The organism is Acanthopleuribacter pedis (assembly GCF_017377855.1).
Lineage (GTDB): Bacteria > Acidobacteriota > Holophagae > Acanthopleuribacterales > Acanthopleuribacteraceae > Acanthopleuribacter > Acanthopleuribacter pedis.
This window is the reverse complement of record NZ_JAFREP010000022.1, coordinates 56,282-78,222: the sequence shown is the minus strand read 5'-3', so window position 1 is coordinate 78,222 and position 21,941 is coordinate 56,282. Positions and strand designations below refer to the sequence as shown.

The 21,941-nt window shown below is 56.3% G+C and carries 21 protein-coding genes; 14 read left to right on the top strand and 7 right to left on the bottom strand.

Annotated features, from left to right (window positions below; genetic code table 11):
- Window positions 1-161: 161 nt before the first annotated feature.
- The 4 genes from J3U88_RS22005 (at window position 162) to J3U88_RS21990 (ending at window position 3,423) form a co-directional block, all read left to right on the top strand.
- Window positions 162-1,241 (top strand): quinone-dependent dihydroorotate dehydrogenase, encoded by a 1,080-nt coding sequence (locus J3U88_RS22005; protein WP_207861142.1) that lies wholly within the window; start codon window positions 162-164, stop codon window positions 1,239-1,241.
- A 127-nt stretch (window positions 1,242-1,368) separates the two neighbouring features.
- Window positions 1,369-1,926: a NifU family protein gene (locus J3U88_RS22000; protein WP_207861141.1), complete on the top strand. Its 558-nt coding sequence runs from the start codon at window positions 1,369-1,371 to the stop codon at window positions 1,924-1,926.
- Between the two features lie 353 nt (window positions 1,927-2,279).
- A complete protein-coding gene (locus J3U88_RS21995; RefSeq protein ID WP_207861140.1) occupies window positions 2,280-2,474 on the top strand; it encodes a hypothetical protein in 195 nt (64 codons plus the stop codon).
- A 7-nt stretch (window positions 2,475-2,481) separates the two neighbouring features.
- Window positions 2,482-3,423: an HD-GYP domain-containing protein gene (locus J3U88_RS21990; RefSeq protein WP_207861139.1), complete on the top strand. Its 942-nt coding sequence runs from the start codon at window positions 2,482-2,484 to the stop codon at window positions 3,421-3,423.
- 241 nt (window positions 3,424-3,664) lie between these two features.
- On the opposite strand, the gene J3U88_RS21985 is transcribed toward J3U88_RS21990, so the two are convergent.
- From J3U88_RS21985 to J3U88_RS21965, 5 genes are all read right to left on the bottom strand, one after another.
- Window positions 3,665-3,985, bottom strand: a complete 321-nt coding sequence (locus J3U88_RS21985; protein WP_207861138.1) for an indolepyruvate ferredoxin oxidoreductase subunit alpha — start codon at window positions 3,983-3,985, stop codon at window positions 3,665-3,667.
- 124 nt (window positions 3,986-4,109) lie between these two features.
- Window positions 4,110-4,766, bottom strand: a complete 657-nt coding sequence (locus J3U88_RS21980; RefSeq protein ID WP_207861137.1) for a lipoate--protein ligase family protein — start codon at window positions 4,764-4,766, stop codon at window positions 4,110-4,112.
- A 53-nt stretch (window positions 4,767-4,819) separates the two neighbouring features.
- Window positions 4,820-5,152 (bottom strand): STAS domain-containing protein, encoded by a 333-nt coding sequence (locus J3U88_RS21975; RefSeq protein WP_207861136.1) that lies wholly within the window; start codon window positions 5,150-5,152, stop codon window positions 4,820-4,822.
- A gap of 116 nt (window positions 5,153-5,268) precedes the next feature.
- Window positions 5,269-5,787 carry a MogA/MoaB family molybdenum cofactor biosynthesis protein gene (locus tag J3U88_RS21970; RefSeq protein WP_207861135.1) on the bottom strand — a complete coding sequence of 173 codons (519 nt, stop codon included), beginning with the start codon at window positions 5,785-5,787 and terminating at the stop codon, window positions 5,269-5,271.
- A 275-nt stretch (window positions 5,788-6,062) separates the two neighbouring features.
- Complete coding sequence (locus J3U88_RS21965) at window positions 6,063-6,635, bottom strand: NAD(P)H-dependent oxidoreductase (RefSeq protein WP_207861134.1); 573 nt, start codon at window positions 6,633-6,635, stop codon at window positions 6,063-6,065.
- 319 nt (window positions 6,636-6,954) lie between these two features.
- Between J3U88_RS21965 and lpxC the strand changes: the two genes are divergently transcribed.
- The 10 genes from lpxC (at window position 6,955) to J3U88_RS21915 (ending at window position 20,189) form a co-directional block, all read left to right on the top strand.
- The gene (gene lpxC, locus J3U88_RS21960; protein WP_207861133.1) at window positions 6,955-7,869 is read left to right on the top strand and encodes a UDP-3-O-acyl-N-acetylglucosamine deacetylase; all 915 of its coding nucleotides are present in this window, start codon (window positions 6,955-6,957) and stop codon (window positions 7,867-7,869) included.
- 146 nt (window positions 7,870-8,015) lie between these two features.
- Window positions 8,016-8,843, top strand: coding sequence for a DUF4388 domain-containing protein (locus J3U88_RS21955; protein ID WP_207861132.1), 828 nt, complete (start codon window positions 8,016-8,018; stop codon window positions 8,841-8,843).
- 99 nt (window positions 8,844-8,942) lie between these two features.
- Window positions 8,943-9,911 (top strand): methyl-accepting chemotaxis protein, encoded by a 969-nt coding sequence (locus J3U88_RS21950; RefSeq protein ID WP_207861131.1) that lies wholly within the window; start codon window positions 8,943-8,945, stop codon window positions 9,909-9,911.
- A gap of 215 nt (window positions 9,912-10,126) precedes the next feature.
- Window positions 10,127-11,941, top strand: coding sequence for a tetratricopeptide repeat protein (locus tag J3U88_RS21945; protein WP_207861130.1), 1,815 nt, complete (start codon window positions 10,127-10,129; stop codon window positions 11,939-11,941).
- Window positions 11,942-13,228 carry a DUF4388 domain-containing protein gene (locus J3U88_RS21940; RefSeq protein ID WP_207861129.1) on the top strand — a complete coding sequence of 429 codons (1,287 nt, stop codon included), beginning with the start codon at window positions 11,942-11,944 and terminating at the stop codon, window positions 13,226-13,228. It abuts the gene before it with no gap.
- A gap of 7 nt (window positions 13,229-13,235) precedes the next feature.
- A complete protein-coding gene (locus J3U88_RS21935) occupies window positions 13,236-14,048 on the top strand; it encodes a hypothetical protein (RefSeq protein ID WP_207861128.1) in 813 nt (270 codons plus the stop codon).
- A gap of 195 nt (window positions 14,049-14,243) precedes the next feature.
- Window positions 14,244-14,768 carry an EVE domain-containing protein gene (locus tag J3U88_RS21930; protein WP_207861127.1) on the top strand — a complete coding sequence of 175 codons (525 nt, stop codon included), beginning with the start codon at window positions 14,244-14,246 and terminating at the stop codon, window positions 14,766-14,768.
- A gap of 11 nt (window positions 14,769-14,779) precedes the next feature.
- Window positions 14,780-16,204 carry a ribonuclease E/G gene (locus tag J3U88_RS21925; RefSeq protein WP_207861126.1) on the top strand — a complete coding sequence of 475 codons (1,425 nt, stop codon included), beginning with the start codon at window positions 14,780-14,782 and terminating at the stop codon, window positions 16,202-16,204.
- Window positions 16,205-16,666: 462 nt separating this feature from the next.
- Complete coding sequence (locus J3U88_RS21920; RefSeq protein ID WP_207861125.1) at window positions 16,667-18,904, top strand: APC family permease; 2,238 nt, start codon at window positions 16,667-16,669, stop codon at window positions 18,902-18,904.
- Window positions 18,905-19,109: 205 nt separating this feature from the next.
- On the top strand, window positions 19,110-20,189 hold the full coding sequence (locus J3U88_RS21915; protein ID WP_207861124.1) for a tetratricopeptide repeat protein: 1,080 nt from the start codon (window positions 19,110-19,112) through the stop codon (window positions 20,187-20,189).
- 30 nt (window positions 20,190-20,219) lie between these two features.
- On the opposite strand, the gene J3U88_RS21910 is transcribed toward J3U88_RS21915, so the two are convergent.
- Together J3U88_RS21910 and J3U88_RS21905 are read right to left on the bottom strand one after the other, a co-directional pair.
- Window positions 20,220-20,669 carry a GatB/YqeY domain-containing protein gene (locus J3U88_RS21910; RefSeq protein WP_207861123.1) on the bottom strand — a complete coding sequence of 150 codons (450 nt, stop codon included), beginning with the start codon at window positions 20,667-20,669 and terminating at the stop codon, window positions 20,220-20,222.
- Between the two features lie 120 nt (window positions 20,670-20,789).
- Complete coding sequence (locus tag J3U88_RS21905) at window positions 20,790-21,941, bottom strand: NAD(P)/FAD-dependent oxidoreductase (RefSeq protein WP_207861122.1); 1,152 nt, start codon at window positions 21,939-21,941, stop codon at window positions 20,790-20,792.

Genomic DNA, 21,941 nt, shown 5'->3' with positions numbered 1-21,941 from the left:
CAAGGAGTCCCTGGGCCCACCGGCTTCAGGGATTCCCAAATCGCTGCTTGCTCCGTTTGTACCGCTGACCATGGGTCCGTGAATGTGTTACCTTTGCAGCGTCACCGCTGGTGAAATTTTGGTGGGTCCCTCTTCTGCACCACCTTTTGCGGAGCACCTTTTTGCTTTACGACACCCTTATCAAACCGCTGCTTTTTCAGTTTGATCCTGAGCAAGCGCACCACATGGCTGAAAAAGTCATTACCTCTCCTTTATGTTCGCCCCTTGTCGGCCTTCAGGTTCCCGCCGTTCGCTTTCCCGGCGATTTTTTTGACGCCGATCTCGCGGGGATTCCGCTGCGCAATCCTGTCGGCCTAGCTGCCGGCTTTGATAAAAACGCCCTTATGTTTCGCCATTTGGACCGGCTCGGATTTGGATTTGTGGAAATTGGGACCGTTACCGCCAAAGAGCAAGCCGGCAATCCCAAGCCTCGGTTGTTCCGCTTGCCCAAGGACCGGGCTTTAATTAACCGCATGGGTTTTAACAATCATGGGGCGGAGAAGGTGGCCGCGCGGTTGGCAGGTCCCCCCGGAACCTTGCCGTTAGGCGGTAATATCGGCAAGTCTAAAGTGACCCCTTTGGAAGAAGCGGTTGACGATTACTTATTTAGTTTCCGTAAGCTCAAGCCTTATGTCGATTATTTTGTCGTGAATGTGAGCAGCCCCAATACCCCCAACCTGCGGCAATTACAGGAACGAGCGCCGCTTCAGGCGCTATTGAACGCCCTTTCTGCTGAAAATCAAGATCCGAAGTTGCCGCTGTTTCTTAAAATTGCGCCTGATTTAAATGATGCACAGCTCGAAGACATTGTGGCGGTGGTTCACGAGACCCGGGTCGACGGTGTGATCGCAACCAACACGACCATTGATCGAGATGGTTTGGCGACCGGCTCCGTAAAAGTCGAAAAAATCGGTGCCGGCGGGCTCTCCGGCCGGCCGGTACGACAACGTGCTACCGACGTCCTGCAATTTTTGCGACGTCTCCTGCCGGAAGACGTTGCCTTGGTCGGTGTTGGTGGGATTTTTGACGGAATGGACGCCTATCAAAAAGTACGGGCCGGTGCCGCCACGATCCAGATTTATACCGGGTTGGTCTACGGTGGTCCGGGAACGGTTGTCCAACTGCTAAACGAGTTGTACGGCTTGATGGCGCGCGACGGTTTTACGCGCTTCTCCGAGGCGATCGGCGTCGACGTGACCTGAGTTTTTGATTGTCGCGTGGTTTAAATAGGCCTAGAATGGTCCTGATTGCTCAGGGCCCGCGTTGGCCGTTGGGGATGCTCGCCATCCTTTCGCGCAAGCCGGCTTTGTTTTACGAAAGAGGTACACCATGTCTGAAGAGACCGTTTACATTACGGCCAACCCCACGCCGAATCCCGAGTGCATGAAGTTTATTGTTGACCGCCAGTTGGTGGACGGTGACCCCGTGTCTTACCAGGGCGCCGGCGATGCCGAGGGCTCCCCGTTGGCGACCGCCCTGTTTGACCTGGGCGGCGTGGCCTCCCTGTTTGCTTACCAAAACTTCATTACGGTGACCAAAGAGGGTGAGCAGCCCTGGCAGCAGTTTGCACGGGAAATCGGAAAAACCATTCGTGGTTTTATCCAAACCGGCGCAACCGAATATTTCAAGCCCGCCGCTTCCGCGGAGAATGGCGACCAGTCCGAGGACGTGGCGAAGATCCGCGCCGTGCTTGATGAAATTCAGCCCTATGTCGCCGCCGACGGTGGCGCCATTTCTTTTGCCGGTTACAGCGACGGTGTCGTTCAGGTCTTTATGCAGGGAAGCTGTAGTGGTTGTCCCAGTTCAACCGTGACCCTGAAAGCCGGTATTGAAGAAAAGCTGCGTGCTGTGCTGCCCGGTTTAAAAGAGGTTGTCGCCATTTCTTAGGTTTGCCGCGGCGGGGGACGGCGCGCTGTGGCCGCCTCACCGCCTTCCTTGGCTTAAACTCCTCGCGCTTATCGCGTTTCTTGGGTTATTCCGTGGTTTGTTGCAGTATGACCCTGGTTGAACCCTTCTGCTAAGCGCTGTTTCCTCGCTGATGCCGCGGCGTCACATTCGATTTGCCGATTTGTCGTGGACGATCATGCTTGTTGTGCGTTCTTTGCAGCAGGTTTCGGGCTTTTTAGGTATAATCCCAGCTTGCGAGGCTTGGTGTGATGAACCACCCATGCCGCTTTCCCGCACCATGGGCCGGTTTGACCCAAATCGAGACCCACTTACTTGGAAACGAGGAAGAACCGATGATCAATCTGATTTTTACGGCGCTCTACGAAATTGTGTTTTCGCTGAACCTGAGCACCTGGCTTCACGTGTTGGGCTTGTTTGTCGTGATATGCCTCATGTCCAGCCCGGGCGCCTGTGCCACCGTGGTTGGTGTGGCTGCCAAAATGGGCATCGGTGCCCATGCGCTCGACAAGGAACGCGAAGGAGCCTAACCGCTCAATGTCTTGGCGCGCACCAGAAAATTGTGACGAAATAAACCGCCGATTGCTTGCCCTCGAGCAAGATCTGCTCGCGGTTTACCGTCGTACCCAAGAGCCGGGTTGTCTTTTGACATCGCCGGCTTTTCGTTTTGTTTGTGACTGGGTCGACGAGGATCCCTACCGCGGCTTGTTGATGAGCCGCATCAAACATCCCCATGCCTTCACACCGCGCCACGGCATCAATGTGATGCTCATCGCGCGGGCTTGGATGAGCTGGGGACACCGCTTGGGTGATAAGCGCGACAAGCACGCGTTGGCGGCGCTTGTCCACGATATCGGCCATTGGTCTCAGCCCGCGTTGCTGCATGTATTCGGCTTTTTTCAAAAGACGGAATACCGCCAAATGCAGCAGCATGCCCGCCTACCCGACGCGCACAGTTTTCCCGAAGGTCATCCGTTGGCCGATCCCGATATCCGGCTCTGGATTGAACAGCATCATGAACAGCCCGACGGACGCGGTTATCCCGATGGGATTCGCGATCCCCATGTCCTGTCGCAGGTCTTGCGCATTGTCGATTGTTATGAGGGGCTAACCACGGACCGGCGTTTTCGAACCCGCTATACGCCTCATCAGGCGTTGCGGCTCATGGCGCGTTGGGCGGGTTACAAATTCAACGCGGGTTTGTTTAAGAATTTTCAGCGATTTGTCGGTGTCTTTCCGCCGGGGACTTTTGTTTCTCTTGTTGACGGGCGGTTGGGCGCCGTTTTGCCCGCTCTTGAAGCGCAAACATGCCATGTGCTGGTGTTGACGGGTGAAGAGGGTGATCCCGTGGCCGCGGCGCGTGTGGTGGCCGTGCCCGCTGCGCGGGTGCGCGAGGAGGCGCCGGCGTGGCGCCAGGTGGCCTTGCCGGAGCCTTGGCGAACCTTGCGTCCTGATTTGATGGCTTTACCGCGTTCCTGAATTCAAACGTTCGGGCAAGTGGCCGGCTCGGGGGTTCTGCCAAACATTCCGCCGCGGGAATGTGTTTTGGTCAGAACTGTAGGTGTAAACGAAAAACACCGCTTTGACGAGGTCAAAGCGGCGACGTGGTTTGGTCGGACTGCATGGGGGTTTGAAGCGTAACGAGCCGCCCGGTTCGAGGTGTGGGGGATCCTGGTGAACGCGGGCGGTTGCATCCTGGGGTGGGGGGGCAGGATGCGCGCTAGAAGCCGAGTTCGGCTTTGCGTGCTTCGGCAGTCGGCAAGGGATCTTTTTGATCCGTAATGGGTTCCTGGCCGGAGTCTTTAAGCTCGATGGCCAGGGCCGCATTTTGCTCCAGGGTGGCCTCCTCACTCTCAGGAAGCTCGTCCTCGGCGAAGATCGCTTCGACCGGGCATTCCGCGACACAGGCGGAGCAATCGATGCACTCGTCTGGGTCGATGACCAGTTGCGTCTCCGTTTCGTAAAAACAGTCAACGGGACAGACCAGTACGCAGTCGGTAAATTTACAGTTCAAGCAATTGCTTGTAACGACGTGAGTCATATCATCCTCCAACTCCCGAATTTGAAACCTTCAAATCATACCCAATCCCTTGGGACCGGGCTACATTGAACTTCGCTTGGGTTCTCATTTCAGCCAAAAAAACGAGGGCGTTGTTGGAGACGGGCTAGGGGTTGCCGTTGACGTTGCCGATTTCCTGCTGGAGAAGGGGTGGCAGTTGCTCGCGTAAATCGTCGGCCAGTTGGGCTTTTGGCCGCGGGATGCCCAGGTCGGCGAGGCATGTCATGAAATCGCGATGGTCGCGGCCCGCGCGGTAGTCGGGTTCCTTGGGGGGATGGCGCAGTGTTTTTTCGACCAGATCGATGTTGAGATGGACCAACAGGGACGCTTGGTAGAGGAGAAGGTCGCGGCGGCGATAAATCGAAGAGCCCAGGATCTTCTTGGGGCCGACGGCGATATCGGAAATGCCGCGTTCGCCGTAGTCAAGTTTGCGCCAGGTGCGAAATACGGTAATGAGCGCCCGGTTGACGGCCGAAAAGTAGGCCAGGTTGTGGAATGGGTGAACCGCGTGGGCGTGGACGGTGATAATGATGGTTTCCGGGCCGAGGAGCACGGTGCCGCCGCCGCCCTTGCGTTTGTAGAGGGGGATACTGTATTCGGCAAGCCTGTCCGCGTAAACCTCGCGTTCTGCTTTGCCTGAGGCGCCCATGACGACATGGTGTTGGTCGGGGAGTGTCACGGCCAAGCGAATTTCGTTGGCCGCGACCGGATCAAAGGACTCGGGATAGGGCCGCCATAGCGGTTCGGCGGAGGACTTGTTCACACATCACCTAGTATTTTTCGGTGCTAAAGCAAGGGTCGTAAGACAATGCGAGGCTAAAGTGCTTGGATCGCTTCTTCGACCGTGTCATAGGTTTTGATGTGGTTCTGTAGGCCGGTCAAGCGCAGGAGCTCTTTGATCTTATCGTTGGTGCGCGCCAATACTAATTGGCCGTCAACTTCATCCAGTGCGGTGTAGCCGCCGGCGATTTGGCCGATACCCAAGCTGTCGATATATTTGACGCGGGTCATATCCAGCACAATACGGTGACGTTCGCGGGCGATTTGTTCTTTGAAGGTTTTGGCCAGCTTGTGATCCGAACCAATGGTGATCATGCCGTCAATGGTCACGATGGTAATATCGTCAATGTCGTTTACCTGGATATTCATGTCTTGTTGGACCTTCTTTTCTGTCGCGTTAATGCCGCTTCACGTGGTTAAGCTTGTGTCACTGTATCTGGAAGTTCGGTGAAAATCAAGTTGATCGCCGCGGTCAGGGTTCGAGGTTAGGACGGGTCCGGGATGGTGCCTCGGAAATTGCAAGGGCGCGTGGTGTTGTCGATCTGTGGCAGGATGATTTTCTCGAGCGCCAATCGGCAGGCGCCGGTAGAGCCTGGCAGCAGAAAAACGACTGTTTCGCCGCATAGACCGGCGGTGGCGCGACTCTGGATGGTTGCCGTGCCGATGTCCTTGTAGCTCAGGAAGCGGAAGAGCTCGCCAAAGCCGGGGATTTCTTTGTCGAAAAGCGGGCTTACCGCTTCCGGGGTTGCGTCGCGAGGGGTGAGCCCCGTTCCGCCCGTGAGCAGAATGTAGCTGCAATCCCGTGCGTCGAGGCGTTGTTGGACTGCCGCGCGGATTTGCGTGGGTTCATCTTTGACCAGGGTGGTGTGGACGACCTGGTGACCTTTTTGGCGCAGGGTGTCGGCCAAATATTTGCCGGAGGTGTCTGTCGCCTCGGTGCGGGTGTCGCTGACGGTAATAACCGCTGTTGCCGCCGGGCGGAAATGGGTGTCGTGGTGGGGCATGTTGCAACTCCTGGGTGGTCGCGATTCCAGGGTGACAACTCGCCCTGGAAAAGCGTGTTTGGTACTTGCGGTCCACGTTGTTTTTGTGGCGAGCGCCGCCGTGGGACCGCTTAGGGCCGGCTTGCGAGAAGTCGCGGTCCTTGCGTGGAAAGGCTGTCTTGGTGAGGACAAAGGCGGGGTTCTTTTGGGTTGCGCCGGCGCCATGGGATGGTGCCGCGTAAGCGCGGTGACCGCAAGGACCTTGGTTGCGATTTGCCTGGTTTAAGCGAAGTGGGTTAGCAGCGGCGCGCCATGTCGCGTACGCGTTCGAGCGTTGCCGCTTTGCTTTCTTCGTCTGAGAAGGCGCTGTAGAGAAAGTGCTGTTCCGTTTCCGCCACGCCGCTGTAGCGGAAAATACCCGTCTCATTAATAAAACGCATCGAGGCTTCCAGTTGCGGGTCGACGTCTTCCTTTTTGTTGCCCAGTGTTGCGACGATGATGACCTTTTTGAAGGTGAGCAAGCCGCGCGTGCCGTCGGCGCCGTAGTCGTAGGCGAAACTTTTGGAGAAAACACGGTCAATCCAGCCTTTGACGATGGCCGGCATGCCGTTCCACCAAACGGGGTAAAAAAGGGTGAGGACTTGGCTTTTTTGAAGTTGGGCCTGGATTGCCGAAACGTCGGCGGGTAGTGGTTTGCCGGAGAACTGGTTGAAATCGTCGCCGCGCATGATGGGTTGGAAGCCGTCCTCGTAGAGGTCGTAGGTGAAGCTTTCGTGGCCCTGAGCGGCCAGTTCTTCATTAAAGACGGAGACCAGTTCGCGGGTTTGCGACTTGGGGTGATGGCTTGAAAGAATATTGGTAACGAGCATAAAGCGTTCCTTCCTTCTTAGTGAGGTTGTTGTGTGTGCTCACTCTAGCAGCGCGGCATGGTGTGTGAAAACCCTTTTGGGGAGTGGCGTGGTCGAGGCAAATCGGGGTAGGGCGTGGAAGGATTCAGGTGGGTGTCAAAAAAAACACGTGATCTGTGTCAAAAAAGGCATAGCCGGTGTGTGGGGTTGTGGTTGGAAGGCCACGCTTGGATGGTGACGGTAGGGTGTGTTTGATCTTAAATCCAGGGAAATATAGGGTTATGGTGTGTGCTGTGGTTGGCATGTTCTGTGCAACGAAGGGGGCGCGGAGGCTTTAACTATGACTTTTCAAGCGACCATTCAAAACGAAGTTCGTACCGTCGGCGTGGGTTTGCACTCGGGCAACCTGGTGACCATGACGCTGAAACCGGCACCCCCGAATACGGGTATCGTGTTTGTTCGAACGGATTTGAACGGTGCCTATGTCAAGGCCTCGATTGAGCATATTGATTTCAGCATGCTGCAGCTGGCGACCACCTTGCGTTCCGGTCGGGCTTTGGTGCAAACCACCGAACACCTGCTCTCCGCGGCGATGGGTTCCGCGATTGACAATCTGATTGTTGAGTTGGATGGTGCCGAGGTGCCCATTATGGACGGCAGCGCTACGCCGTTCTTGATGTTGTTGGAAGAGGCGGGGCGTCGTGAGCAAGCCGTTGCCGCGCAAGTGTTGCGCGTAACCAAGCCCTTCTTTTTTGAGAAGGACGGTAAAAAAGTGTGGGTTACGCCCGCGTCCGACATGCGGGTGAGCTACGAGATCCGTTTTGATCATCCCCTGATCCAGCGTCAGCGCAAAACTTTGGTGGTAAACGCTGCCGCTTACAGCGGCCAGGTAGCGCCCGCGCGTACTTTTGGTTTTTTGCGCGATTTGAATTACCTGCGTGGTCAAGGTTTGATTAAAGGCGGCAGCGTTGATAACGCCATCGTTCTGGATTCCGATCACATGCTGAACGAAAGCCTGCGCTTGAAGGACGAATTCGTCAGCCACAAGATTTTGGACATGATTGGCGACCTGGCCATGGCGGGAACCCGTTTGGAAGGACATTTTCAAGGTTACAAAGCCGGCCATGAGATGCACGCGTTGTTCCTGCAGGCGCTGTTGGAAAACGAAGATTGCTACGAAATGGTGCGTGGTGATGTTGCGGCCGAATCCCCGGTTTTTGCTACCTCGATGGTTGAGGTTCCCGTGCCCGCCTAAACCCTTCGCCGCGGCCTGGGAAGCGGGCTGTTTCTAGAGAGGCGGTTTTTGGCAACCAACCCGCATTTCAGGGGTTGGCCACGGTTCCAGTTGACAAGGAACGGGGCTTAAGTTACTTTAGGGCAATCTTTAAATTAGGATGTCCCATGGCGATTGAAGGGAGCCTTCAAAGCGTTGATATTCAAGATATCGCGCAGCTTTTGAACATCAATCGTTCAACCGGTCTCTTGCATATCGAAAGTGATGTGGTCAAGGGGATTATATATTATCGCGACGGCTCTCTGGTTAACGCCGCGGCCGCCGGCCTTGACGGCGACAATGCCGCCTATCTCTTGCTGAGCCAGAATGAAGGCCATTTTCATTTCGAAATTGCCGAACACGATGCCGCCCACGTCATCCAGCGGTCACTCCATGATTTGGTGCTTGAAGCCGCTCGCCGAAAAGACACCATTAAACGAATTCGCGATAGTATCAGCCATGACAATATCGTTTTTTTACCCTTGGTCGATGTGCGGATTCCCGCCCAGCGCAAGAGTTTCTCTGAATTCGAAATTAAATTACTCAGTATGTTGGACGGTCAAACCGACCTCAAGGACGTGATTTCGCGGTCGGGTGCATCCGATTTTGAAGTCGTTCACGTCATCTATGAATTGGAAAAAAAAGCCGTTGTCAAGCGGGTCGAGGTCTACAAGTTGCTACAGGTTAGCCCGCTTCGCAAACTTTTTGGTAGCAAAACGGATGTTCAGGTTACCGCCGCGCTTCGCGAGGATTGGATTAAGGAATCCGTCATTTACGCCGATGCCAAATATGTGGAAATTCGTACCAAAAATATGGTGTTCGGCGAAGTTCCGCTTTCGCCCAAGCCCAGCGGCGGTTCCGACGACGTGATGCTTGTGCCTAAGCCGATCATGGCGCAGTTTGAGGTTGAGGACGGCGAAAAAGTTCTGGTTAAACCCATCCTGTATCCCAGTTAACGGGACCGATGTGACAGCATATCGCCATGGGACGGGTTTCACGCTTCAAGAAATTTGTTTTTTGTTCGATAGGCTGATCAAGGAATGCCGGAGGATACGATGGAGCAGAATGAAGCGCCCCGGGATGCAAAGCCCGCCGAGGCCGAGTCCCTGAAGCACCCGGATCCGCGTGCCCTGCTAAGCAAGATTGAAAACTTTACCGAGCAGGTGGGCGATACTTTTAAAGGCATTCTTGGTTCGCTTGAGCAGCTTCAAGAAGATATCAAGCAGCTCGATAATTTGAAGCAGGTCGCCGTTGTCGCGGAGCAAATGCTCAGTGGGCAAATGAGCAGTCATGTGGACCTGGAGGCCAAGGGCGAGGTCGGCCGTCTGGTTCACGCCATCAACAAAACCTTGGACAATCTCCAACAGTTGGACAAAACCGTCCATCAGGAAACCGGGAAAATGCCGGAGTTGGCGGAACACCTTGACCAAATAACCAAGGAAACAGAATCGGCGACCCAGCAGGTTCTCGAAAAGCTCGACGAAATGATCGAGGGTTCCGAACAGCAGTCGAACGGTTTGCAAGCGGTCAAGCATCTCGCCTCCGAACGGCTGGAGATGGACCTAGAGTTCCGTGCCGGTGTGGATCGTTTTCTCGAGTCCCTGGAGGGGGGCGACGACCGCGAGGCGATTTTGCAAGAAGCCATGGAGTTCGTGGCGCTCATGAGTGAGCAGGCGCGTCGCCAGGTAACCAAGTCGGAGGAAGTGAATTCGGCGATTGAAGAGGCCGGGATTCAGGCTGAAAATCTGATGAACTACTCTTTTGACATTATGAACCTGCTGCAGTTCCAAGATATTACCCGCCAAAAAGTCAGCAAGGTGATTGGATTGCTCAAAGAAATGCAGGCCGGCTTGTTCCGTTTGCTTGAAATCTTTAATTTGAGCGTGGATACCGAGAGCGAGCTGGTCCTGACCGAGGAACACCGCGCGACCCAGGATCGTATCCTTGAGCGCGACGCGCTGGGTTCAGACACCGGCATGGTGAATGTTGATCAAATCATCAAGGATTTTCAGCGCTCCGGCTAAATCAAATAAATGGAAACTTTAGGTGGTGGTTGAGGGCTGCTTGCCGCCCCGACCTAACTTCACTTGCTCCGCCCTTTCAAGCGCTTTCTTCCTGTATCATGCTGTGCTAGTATGCCAATAGTTTCGAAACGCAAAATCCGAGGAAGATTGTGTTTATGGGTCTCAACGGCGTTCATACAGCGCGACCTTGCATATTCCGTTTGATGGGACTTCTTGTGCTGTTGATCGTGCCCATGGGCTGGGCGCAAGATCCGCCACCCACGACCGAGGGCGAGCAGATGGCTGTTTTGGCCGGGGTGTGGGAAAATTACCAGCGCGCCAAAGCCGACGGCAACGACGCTGAGCGCGAACGGGTGTTCCAAACGTTTCGTGAAATGCAGGTAAGCGCTTCGAGTGAAATTTTTGAAAGTGCCGGTTATTTGTTCTTGCTTGCCGGTTTGGATGATTTGGAGCAAGGGCGGACCGCCGAGGCACGGCGTGAATTTTTAAATGCCCTGAAGCTTAATCCTTACCTGTGGCCCGCTTACGGCGGTTTGGCCAAAATCAAGGAAAAAGAGAACAATACCGGTTTGTTCGTGGAACTCAACAAGAAAGGCGCGCTCAAGGGGCTCGATCCCCAAAACGCCTACTTCTTCCTGGAAGTCCTTGGATGGCTGTTTACCAATTTGTACGTGGTTTTTGCCGTTGCGTTCAGCGCCTTTGTGTTTATCCTGCTGCTCAAATACGTACGTCCTTTTGTGTTTACCACCCAGGGTGCCATGGAACATCGCGGTATGAAACCCATGCTGGGCCGGATCGTGGGCTATTCTTTCTTCTGCCTTCCGCTTCTGCTTGGCTTGAACTTCTTTTTGGCGATGGGCCTGTACTTGGTTTTGTTTTTTCCCTTTTTGGATCAGCGTGAAAAAATCGTGGGATCCCTGTCGCTGCTGTGTTGGGTGTTGGTGGCCCTTTGCGCTTTTTTCCAGGCCAATATCTTTGAGGCGCGGGTCGATCCCTTGTTGCGTTTGCATTTGAATCAGTTTTACCGCGGCGCCACCGATGCCGATATCAATACCCTCGAGGCCAAATCGTCCCGCGAGGGATCGCTTCGAGATCAAACCCTGTTTACCTTGGCCCGTATGTACAAAATTCGCGGCGAATTCGTGGTCGCGCTTGAGACCTATGAAAAGATTCCAGAGTCCTCACCGTTGTGGGTGACCGCGCGCATCAATATGGGTAATCTGCACGTATTGATGAAGGAGTTTCAGCAGGCTGTCGACCAATACAAAAGTGTGCTCGACAAAAACGCAAAGATGGCCCTGGCCCACCACAATCTGAGTTTGGTTTACATTCGCACCGGCAACCCGCAGGAAGCGGCCAAACATCGCAACCAAGCGCGCGACTTGGACCAGGGAATCAGCGATATTAGTGAATCCTTGCGCGCCGGCAACGAGTCGGTCATTGACGCCGGTGGCTTAACCGGCCGTCGTCTGGTTCAGGCCGTTTTTGGTTTTGATCGTCCCGCGGCCGGGGCTTTATGGCTGCGACCCATGGTGGTGGTCCCCCTGGTTTCCGCGTTGTTGCTCCTGGTGTTGTCGTGGTTACACACCCGCTTGCGCAACTTCCGCCTCATTGCCAAAACCTGCGAAAAGTGCGGCATGGTCTATTACCAAAGCGATTCACCCAACAGCGAATGGTGTAGCCAGTGTGTGAGTTTGTACATCAAGAAAGAAGATCTGCCCAGTGATGCCAAGATTCGCAAACACGAAGAAGTAAAGGCGTTTACCAAGCGCCGTCGCCTTATTTCAACCGTGTTGCAAATCTTCCTTCCGGGTTCCAAAAACATTCTGCACGGCAGCCCATGGAGTGGCGCATTAATTGTGTCGGCTTGGACGTTCCTGGTGGTGATGGCGGTTTTGCCGATGTCCCGCCTCGCTCACCCCTTCATGATTTATCTGGAGGGGCCGATTGTGCTGAGTTTTGTGTTCGCCATTTTGGCGGCGGTTTTTTGGTTGATCTTCGGTCTTCGACCCATTTGGCAGGAGGACTAAATGGCGCTCGAGGGAACACTCAGCGATTTTGGCCTAGCCGATATTTTTCAGCTCATCGGCCTACAGAAAAAAACCGGGGTCTTGACCCTGCGTAACGATAAAGAAGAAGCCCGCATTTTGTTCATGAACGGGTTGGTCGTGGGTGCCGACACCAACAGTCAAAAGCTGGAAAACCGGCTTGGCCGGGTTCTTGTCAAATCCAACCGCATCTCTCAAGGTGAGTTGGAACAAGCGCTTTCGATTCAGGCCAAGACCCTGCAGCGCTTGGGGCAGGTGCTGATTTCCAAGAGTTTTATCAAACCCGAGGATTTGCGCGATTCCCTGCAGACCCAGGTCACCCAAATTATCTACCGACTCTTCCGCTGGACCGACGGCGAATACCATTTCCGGCCCGAACGTTACGTTGATTACGATCAGGAGAATTTCACGCCGATTAGCTCCGAATCCATTTTGATGGAAGGCGTGCGCATGCTCGATGAGTGGCCGATGATCGAGCGCGTGATTCCCGATTTTGACATATTGGTGGAGCGTACCCCGCGTGGACGCAAGGTGAAACTGCAAATTGAAAACAATTTCTCCTTGGATTCGGGTCTAAACGAGAGTTTTGACTCCTTGTTGGAAGGGGTTATGTCGGACGGTGGTGACACCGAACACGGTGAAATTGAAGCCACGCAACTCGACCACATGCAAGAGTTGGTGCTCAAGTTGGTAGAAGGACCGACCGTGGTTCAGGATGTCATCGACCGCAGTGGTCTCAACGAATTTGAGACCTGTCGTTGCCTCTACGATTTGATGGGTTACGGGTTTGTCCAGCGTGTCACCAGTGAGTCCGCCGAGGGCGATTACAAATACATCGAGGAGGAGCGCCAGATTCCCATCTGGATCCCCATCTCCTTTTTGGCTGTTTTGGCAAGCTTCAGCTTTTTCTTAAGCTGGAATCCCTTGAACAACCTGTTGCCGCTTCCGTTTGAAGCGAGTTTTCAGCAAAACCAATTCGAGGTGGTGTCCCGGCACCATATTGAAAAGATCGATCAGGCGGTGGCGCTTTATTACCTGATGCGCCGCGAGTTGCCCACCAACTTAAACCAACTGGTGCAGCAGAACTTTTTGGTGGAAAGTGATTTAGTCGACCCTTTCGGTCGTCCTTTTGACTACGACGTTTATGTTAGCGAGAATCGGTATAAGATTTACGGCAAGGATGAAAACGGCCGTAACTTGGATTCGCTGACGTTAGAGCGTATGTTTTCAAAAGCGTTTTCATCGAATCTGGGAGAACGCATCGACTGAATCGACCATGGAAGAACCAAAATCGCTTGCTGCACAAGAGTTATTCTCTTGGGGTGAAGAACGCGTGCTCAAGTATTTACTGGAGCATGATCGCCCCGAGTGGGACATGCTGCGCTGTCATCCCGCGTTTACCCCCAAATGGGTGATTTATTTTCTGGAACGACACCGCGCCTTGCCGGGCGAGGCCGTTGCCGACATTTACAAGAACCGCGAATTGCGCGGTAATTACCAAGTCGCTCGGGCCATGGTCGCCAATCGCGCCACGCCGCAGGGCATGGCGATGAACCTGGTGCCGCGCTTGCGATGGGGCGATCTTGTGAAAATTCTTCGCATGCCCCACCTCGCGGGCGGGGTGAAGCTGCGCATCGAAAAACACATGAACGAGATTTTGCCGCGGATGGAGCTGGGCCAAAAAGTGGCCTTAGCAAGGCAGGCGCCACGCGCGCTGGTGCGGTTGCTGCGGATGGCGGAGGAGCCGCAGGTCATGCGCGCGCTGCTGCAAAACCAATACTTCACCTACGAGGACGCGCTTTTCCTCGCCAGTTACAGCGGCATCACCCCGCGCATTCTCGGCGTTGTGGCCGCCCACGCCCGTTGGAACCAGTTCAAGGAAGTGAAACGCGCGCTGCTCCGCAACGCGCGCACGCCTCGCGCTGCGGTGCTCGGCCTGGCGCGAGGCCTCACCGAACACGACTTACGTCAGCTGATGCAGGATCCCGGCTTGCCGGTATACACCCGTCGCATCATGGTGCAGTTGCTTTCGGAGCGCTACGATCCAGCCAAACGCGCCACCCTCCGAGGCAAAAAGCCGAGGAACTAATCTAAGCGCCGGCCGGGTATGACGCCCATGAGGCGACTCTTTTGTCAACGGTGCACCCTGATTTGGTTGAATGGCAAACCATGGGTGTCCATGATGGGGTGATCCCCAATGCCAAGGATCATGGGGCGAAGGGGGCTTGCCCGCGGCCTCCTTCCTCTGCCGAGATGCTAAATCGTTTTGGGATTGATGGGGAGTGTGTTAGGTTTCACCGCGTTGCAGGCGCGGGCCGCAACCCATTTTCACCACGGCGAGGACGGCATGGCTTATTGGTTACTAAAAACAGAACCCAATGTGTTTTCTTTGGATGACCTGAAGGCGGTCGAAAAAGAACCCTGGGACGGGGTTCGCAATTACCAAGCACGCAACTTCATGCGCGATGAAATGAAACCCGGTGACAAGGTTTTGATTTACCACAGCCGTGTGCAGCCGATCGGCATCGTCGGCGAGGCCGAAATTGTATCCGAACCTTATCCCGACCCGACCCAGTTCAATCCAGAGGAAAAGTACTACGACGCCAAGGCCAAACCCGAAAATCCCCGCTGGTTTGTGGTAGATGTCCAGTATCGCCGTACCTACGACCAAGTGCTCGAACTCGCGGCCCTTAAAAAGACACCCGGCCTGGAGAACATGGTGCTGACCCAGAAGGGGAGCCGGCTTTCGGTTCAGCCGGTACGTGCCGAAGAATGGGCCGTGATCCAACAGCTGGCCGGTCTGGCGTGAGTGACGCCCCCATGCGTTCCCTGCTGGTGAATGTGTTGCCGGCCGCGACCCGGGTAGCCGTCACCGAGGCGGGGCGGCTCGTTGCCTACCGCCTCCTCGACCCCAACGCCGTTTGGCGGCTCGGCCAGGTCTATGTGGGGCGGGTGACCCAGGTGTTGCCCTCGATTGACGCCTGTTTCGTTGATGTCGGCCGCGAGGATCCCGTGTTTGTGAACCGTCGCCAAATTCCCGACGCGGGACAACGGCAGGCCACGTTGAAGGACCTTGTCAAACAGGGCCAAATCATGCGCTTGCAAATCACCAAGCTACCCGTCGACGATAAAAGCCCGCGGGGGAGTGGCATCCTCAAACTCGGCGGTTTTTATCTGGGCTTGGAGGAAGGGGCGGGCAAGGTGCGTTTTAGCGGCCATTTTGAAGGTGACCGCGGCGCACTTAAAAAGCTGCTCGGTGAGGCACCGTTCTCTTCCTACGGGTGGCGTGTGCGCAGCGCGGCTTCGCATGCCGATCCCGCCGGCCTTCGTCACGAGGCCGAGGTGCTGCAAAAACGGGCGGAAGCCTTGCTTCGCATGCCGCTTGAGGGTGCCAACCGCCTGCTTGAGGACACTTTTTTCCTCGACGACCTTTTATTCGCGGAAGCGCCCCACCAGTTGCACGCGGTTCACTGTGATGACGACCACTTTATGGCCGACGCGCGTGCCGCTTACAAGGTCCTTGCGCCTTGGCTTTCGCCGCGGCTGCAACGCCATCACGGTCCCTTGCCCCTGTTCGATACCTACAAAATTACCTCGGCCCTCGAACGCATGCTCGCGAACCACGTTTGGCTCAAATCCGGCGGCTCGCTTTTGTTCCATCAAAGCGAAGCGATGGTGACGATTGATGTTAATACCGGCAAGCAGCGCAAAGGAAAGAAAGGTCAATCGGCCCATTTGACCACCAACCTCGAGGCGGTCACCGAGGCATTCGAGCAGATTCGCCTGCGCAACCTGGCGGGTTTGATCGCCATCGATTTTCTCAACCACGACCGTCCCGACGAGCGGCGTACCTTGCAACAGGCTGTACGTGACGCGGCGAAGGCGGACCGTGCCGACCTCGACCTGGAGCCGATCAACCGCTTTGGGGTTCTGGTGATGACGCGCCAACGGCGCGGTGACGATTTCGAGCGTCGCCACAAACAAACCTGCCCCCAATGCGGTGGCAGCGGGCGCATTCCGACTGCCGAGGTGGTCGCCCTCCGCCTGCAACAAGAACTCATGCGCGACGGCGCCGGTTACGCGGGTGAAACGCTGGTCATCGAGGCCGGCGGTTTGCTTTTTCCTTATCTCACGCGCCATGCCCGACTGCTTTTCGCAAACCTTGCCGACGCGCACGGTTTCCAATTCGTCCTGCAAAAAAGTCCCAAGCGGCACAGTATGGGTTACCAAATCAATTTATCCTGACGGCCGGAATCCTTCAGGTTGCCACTGCTTCAAGGCCGTTCCCCCAAACCTAACCGTTCGCTGGAACCGCCTCACCCTTCCCGCTTTAGGTGTAGCCCGCATATCTCACAAGGATTCGTCGCGAGAAGCTGAAAGCCTTGTGAGTACGAAGATTACGACTGAGAGACAGCACAGGGGTCCGACCTATCGGCGTAGCAGCTGAGGCGAAGGCGGCTCGACCGAGTAATGCGGGAGGCCGCCCCGCGGAAGGCAGCCCCCTCGTCATCGCATGGGTTGCCCCGTAGCAGAATTCTTTGTGAGATATGCGGGGTAGGCGTCCGCTTCTCGTTGTGCCACAATAGGAACCATCCCCCACTATGTGACCGTTCGGCTAATGATGAAGGATTTATGGTATGAATTGCCGCGCTGCATCAAGGTTGATTAAATCATCTGTTTTCTTCCGCTTTCAAAGCAGGGGGAACCGTGAGTGACGTCAGTAAAACCGGCGGCGCCACGCCGCCAGGTGACACCGGCACCTTTGGCATGATCGCGGCGCAGTCGCAGGGGGAACCCAACCCGCCGGACGGTAAATTCGGTACCTTCAACGGTGTTTTCCGTCCCACCATCCTCACCATCCTCGGCATTATGATGTACCTGCGCGAGGGCTGGGTGGTCGGCAATGCCGGCTGGTTCGGCGCCGTGTTGGTGATTCTTGCCTGTTACCTGATTACCGGCACCACCGCGTTTTCCATTTCCTCGATCACCACCAACATCCGCATGGGTGCCGGCGGTGTGTTCGCCATCATCAGCCAGAGCCTCGGCCTTGAGGTCGGCGGCGCCGTCGGGGTCCCGCTTTTCCTTGCCCAAGGCCTGTCCGCCGCGCTGTACATGCAGGGTATTGTCGAAACCTGGATGTACATTTTTCCCGATCACCATCGCTGGCTGGTGCTACCCGCCGTGTTTGCACTCAGTTTCGGCGTCTCCATCATTTCCACCAAACTTGTGTTTCGCATGCAGGTGATTGTCATGATCGGCGTGATTGCGGCCCTGATTTCCATGGGGCTTGGGCTGCGTATCCACGAGATCAATCCCAATCCCGTCGCCATCGGCGACTTTGAGGAAGGCGGCTTCCACTACCTCTTCGCCGTGTTCTTCCCCGCCGCCACCGGCATCATGGTGGGCTCCAGTTTGTCGGGGAACCTCAAAAACCCGCGGCACAGCATTCCCCTCGGGACCATCGCGGCATGGGGTCTTTCGCTTTGTGTTTACCTGGCCCTCGTCGCCTGGTACGCCCTGCTCGGTACGCCGGAAACTCTGCGCAACACCGACCGCATTTTCGCCGTCGAATACGCTTACTTCGGCCCGCTGGTGCTGGTCGGCATTTTCTCTTCTTGTTTCTCGGCCACGCTCAGTTCCCTGGTGGCTGCCCCGCGCGTGCTCCAGGCCTTGTCCCAATACCGGATTGTGCCCTTCCACGCCACCTTCGAGAAACTCCATAAGGGCGAACCGCGCAATGCGACCTTGCTCACCGGCGGTCTGGCTTTTTTGTGTCTGATCCTCGGTGACCTCAACGCCTTGGCTTCCGTGTTGACCATTTTCTTTCTCGTCATCTACTTCATGATCAACTTGGTTCTTTTTATTGAGCACCGCCTGAAAATGCTTAGCTTCCGCCCGACCTTCCCCATCCCTTCCGCCGTTCCGGTGATTGGCGCCTGCACCTGTCTGATTGCGATTTTGTCGATCAGCCCCTTGCTCGGCTTGATGGCCTTGGCTTTTGCCGTCGGCATTTATGCCTACCTCGACCACAAACAACTTGAAACACCGTGGGAAACCGTTCACTCCGGCCTGTTCGCCAGTGTCGCCAACTGGGCCGCCAAACGCGTGTTTCACACCCGTGCTTCCCTGCGCCGTTCCTGGAAACCCGACCTCGTGATTCCCGTCGAGCGCGCCACCCAGTTGGAAGGTTACTATCGCATCGTGCGGGCGCTCACCAAACCGCGCGGTTCGATTCAGGTGATCGGCATTTTTAGCGACACCTGCACCGTGCAGCAGGAGGAAGGCGAACTGCGTGCCCTGGTCAACGATTTCCAACGGGACGATTTGTTCGCGACCGCCGCGATGGTGGAATCGAACCAATTCTGCCGCAGCCTCAAAACCTGCGTTTCGGTCACGCGCGGCGCATTTTTTAAACCCAACACCATCTTCCTCTCCATCGAGAATCGCAGCCAGGAAGAATTGCAGTTTATTGTGGATATGGCACGGGACAATGACATGGGTGTCATGTTCCTGGCGTTCCACCCCGAGTCGGGCTTGGGTCGGGAGCGAACCGTAAACCTGTGGGTCCGCGACCAATCGCCCGATTGGCAGCTCAGCCTGAAACTCTCCAATCTGGACTACGCCGTGCTGATGAGCATTCAGTTGAAACTCAACTGGCAGGCGAATAGCCGCATCTTGACCGTGGTCCGCGAAGAGGAACACGTCGAATTGGCCCAGCGTTTTCTGGGGAACCTGCTGGCCTACGCGCGGATGCCCAATGATGTCGAAATTATCGCCGAGCACGGTCGCTTTGATGACTTCCTGCGCAAGGCGCCCCGCGCCGACCTCAACATTATGGGGCTTTCCGGTCAGGTCGACAAAGCCGGCATGGAGCGCTTGGTGCGCGAGTGCCACGGCTCCTGTCTTTTTGTTCTGGACAGCGGTTACGCGAGCGCGTTGGCCTAACCCGTGCGATCCTTCGGGCGGATCTCGGGGGGGCGGATTAAACGCCGGTGGTTGTTGCACGCCGTTTCGCGCCGGGATGGTTGGTGGTATGATGTGCCGGATTGTCTCTCGGGCAGTCCGCGTTATTCTCTTTTTCGGTAGCTCATCCCTCGCGGTCTCGCGAGAAAAGAGCGAAACGCAAGCGCAGCTTGCGTTAGGAGTGTCCATGGAACAACAGTCGGCGTCTTCTTCTGCCAAGTTTTGCCCCGCGTGTGGGGCGGCCCGTGAGCCCGGTGCTTCTTTTTGCCACCAGTGTGGGACCGCGTTCGCCAAATCAGGCGAATCGCAGCGTGCGTTTTTTGTGGTGGCGGCGCTGGTGTTGGTGCTGAGCGGGTTGGTGTTCTTTTATGTGGAGAAGATTTACGATCCTCAATTCCAAACGAGCCCTGCACATCACGCCCATGACGGACACGACCACGATGACCACGACGGCCACGACCACGGACCGCTGGATAACGCCCGCATGCGCGAACTCAAAGCGGCCGCCGCGTCGGGTAACGCCGCCGATTTGATTCTCCTGGCCGAATACCAAATCGAACGCAGCATGGACGATCCGCCTTACCTGCGCCAAGCCGCCCAGAGTTTGGAAAAAGTGGTGGAACTCTATCCCACCCACGCTTACTCACTGCGGCTTCTGGGCAACATTTACTTCCAATTAAAAGAACCGGAACTGTCGTCTAAAAATTACCTGCGTTACCTGCGCGTGATGCCCACCGACGCCAACGCGCTCACCGATTTGGGTACCCAGTACCTCGCCATGGGCCGCACCGACACCGCGATTGAATCCTACCAACATGCCCTAAAACTCTTTCCCAACCTGTATCACGCTCAGTTCAATTTGTCCGTGGCCTACACCGAGTTGGGTGACGAGGTGAGCGCCGAGGAAGCGCGCCAAGCCGCCAACGACATCGAACGTCGGGTTGGCAAAATCATGGCGCCGGTACCCGAGGTCAGCCGGCTCCCCGAGGGTTTGGCCGTGAGGGCGCCCGCGTCGGATGGCCCTTTTTCCGCTTTGCGGACTTATTTCGCCGAGCACCCGATCATTGGTCCGAAAATGGTGGACTTCAACATCGAAGACAAACACGCCACCTTGGTGCTGAGCAATTTCCCGATGGAACAAATGCCGCCTTTTGCGCGCGAGAAATTCGATACCAATGTCAAAACGCAATTGGCCGCGCTTGAGGGTGCGGAGTTAACCATTCGCGACGCCGACGGCAACAAAGTGTTGGCGACCTATACAAACTAACCCGCCGCGCGGCGGGCTAGCGGATGTGTACTAGTTCAAGAAGCTTTTGACCGCTTCGCTCATGCGTTTTCCGTCGGCCGCGCCGGCGACTTTTTCTTTGAGCGCTTTCATCAGGCGACCCATGTCTTTTTTCTCGGTGGCACCCAGTTCTTGGGCCGTTTCCGTGACCACCGCGGCCAGTTCCTCGTCCGTCAATGCCTTGGGCAAGTAGGATTCGATCACCGTCAGTTCGGCGCGTTCGTTGGCAGCTAAGTCGTCGCGACCGCCTTTCTCAAACTGGGCGATGGAATCGTCCCGTTGTTTTTTCATGGTTTGTAGCAACTGCATGAATTCGGCTTCGCTCAGCTCGGCGGCGCCTGCTTCCGTTTCTTTTTTGATGATTTCGGCTTTGAGCATCCGCAGCGCGCCCAAGCGCACCTTGTCTTTTGCTTTCATCGCCGTTTTCATGTCGTTACTAATGCGCTCACGAATCGTGCTCATGGTGTGTACCTCATAGTGTGATTCGGCTGCCGAAAACCACGCGGGGATTGAGGTCTGCCGCCTGGGGACAACCGCCATGGAAGGGGCTAGCTCACCCATCCTACATGAACACGCGCAAAGTCACCCTTTTTTCTCCATGAAAGATACCGTTGCGTGTCGCCTTTGCCAAAAGGGTGCATGGCAAAAGCGGCGTTCCATGCCGTAAAACAGCAGGCGATGGGTTTGGTAGCCTTGCCATACACGTTCGATTTGGGCCCTGTATTGTTGCTGAACCCAAGCCGTGTTTTCCGCGTTGGGATGGGTGAGCCGACGCGATGCCTTGAGCAGATCACCGAGTTGCATGGCTGTCGCCATCGCGTGGAACATGCCCTGGGATGAGAGTGGATCGAAAGCGCAGGCCGCGTCGCCGACCGCCGCCCAGGCCGCGCCCGCCGCGGTGGGGAGGCGACTGGAGCCGGCCGCCACCATGCCGTGTAACACCAGGTCGGTCTGTACTGAATCCGTTAATTCGGCCAATACCGGCTCGCGGCCGGCCAAGTCGAGGAATGCCGCCGGTTCGCGGTGGAGGCTGCTGTTGATCAGATCACTGTCGCTTTGGTAGGCAAGGACCCGCCGGCCGTTGGGCAAGGGCGCGCTGTACCACCAACCATTTTGGGCCGCGAGGATCAGGCCCATTTTGCGGGGGTCCCGGTTGGGGATTGTCGCCCAACAGGCCGTGAGGCGGTCGAGATGGATGCGTGAACCGGGGAGGCGTTTGGCGAACGGGGCCGTGCGTCCGCCTGCATCGATCACGTAACGCGTGTGGACCCTCTGTTCCACCGCGCTGTTTCCGCCCCCGCGCAGCAGGTGGAGGCGCAGGCCGTCGTCTTCCGTTTCCGCTTTTTGAAAGGTTGCCGGGCGCAGAAAAACGGCCCCGGCCGCCTCGGCTCGCGCCCTTAAAAAACCTTCGAACGCGGCGCGGTCCAGGTGGTAACCGGCGCCGTCGGGATTGCGCAGGTGGTCGTTGATATGACAATGCGAGGAGCCCCAATAGCTTTGCATTCCTAGGGAGCACTGATGTGGCGAATTGGGGCCGGTCAAGGTTTCGCTCAAGCCGAGTGCTTCCAAGATGCGCCGCGCCGCCGGCGGCAGGCACTCGCCGATGCGTGGCGGGGGTTCTGCTTGCCGGTCGACCAGGAGCACGCGACAGGTCGGCGCAAGGGCGAGCGCGGCGATGCAGCCGGCAATGCCCGCGCCAATCACCGCCACGTCCGTTTGGACCAGATCCGCCAT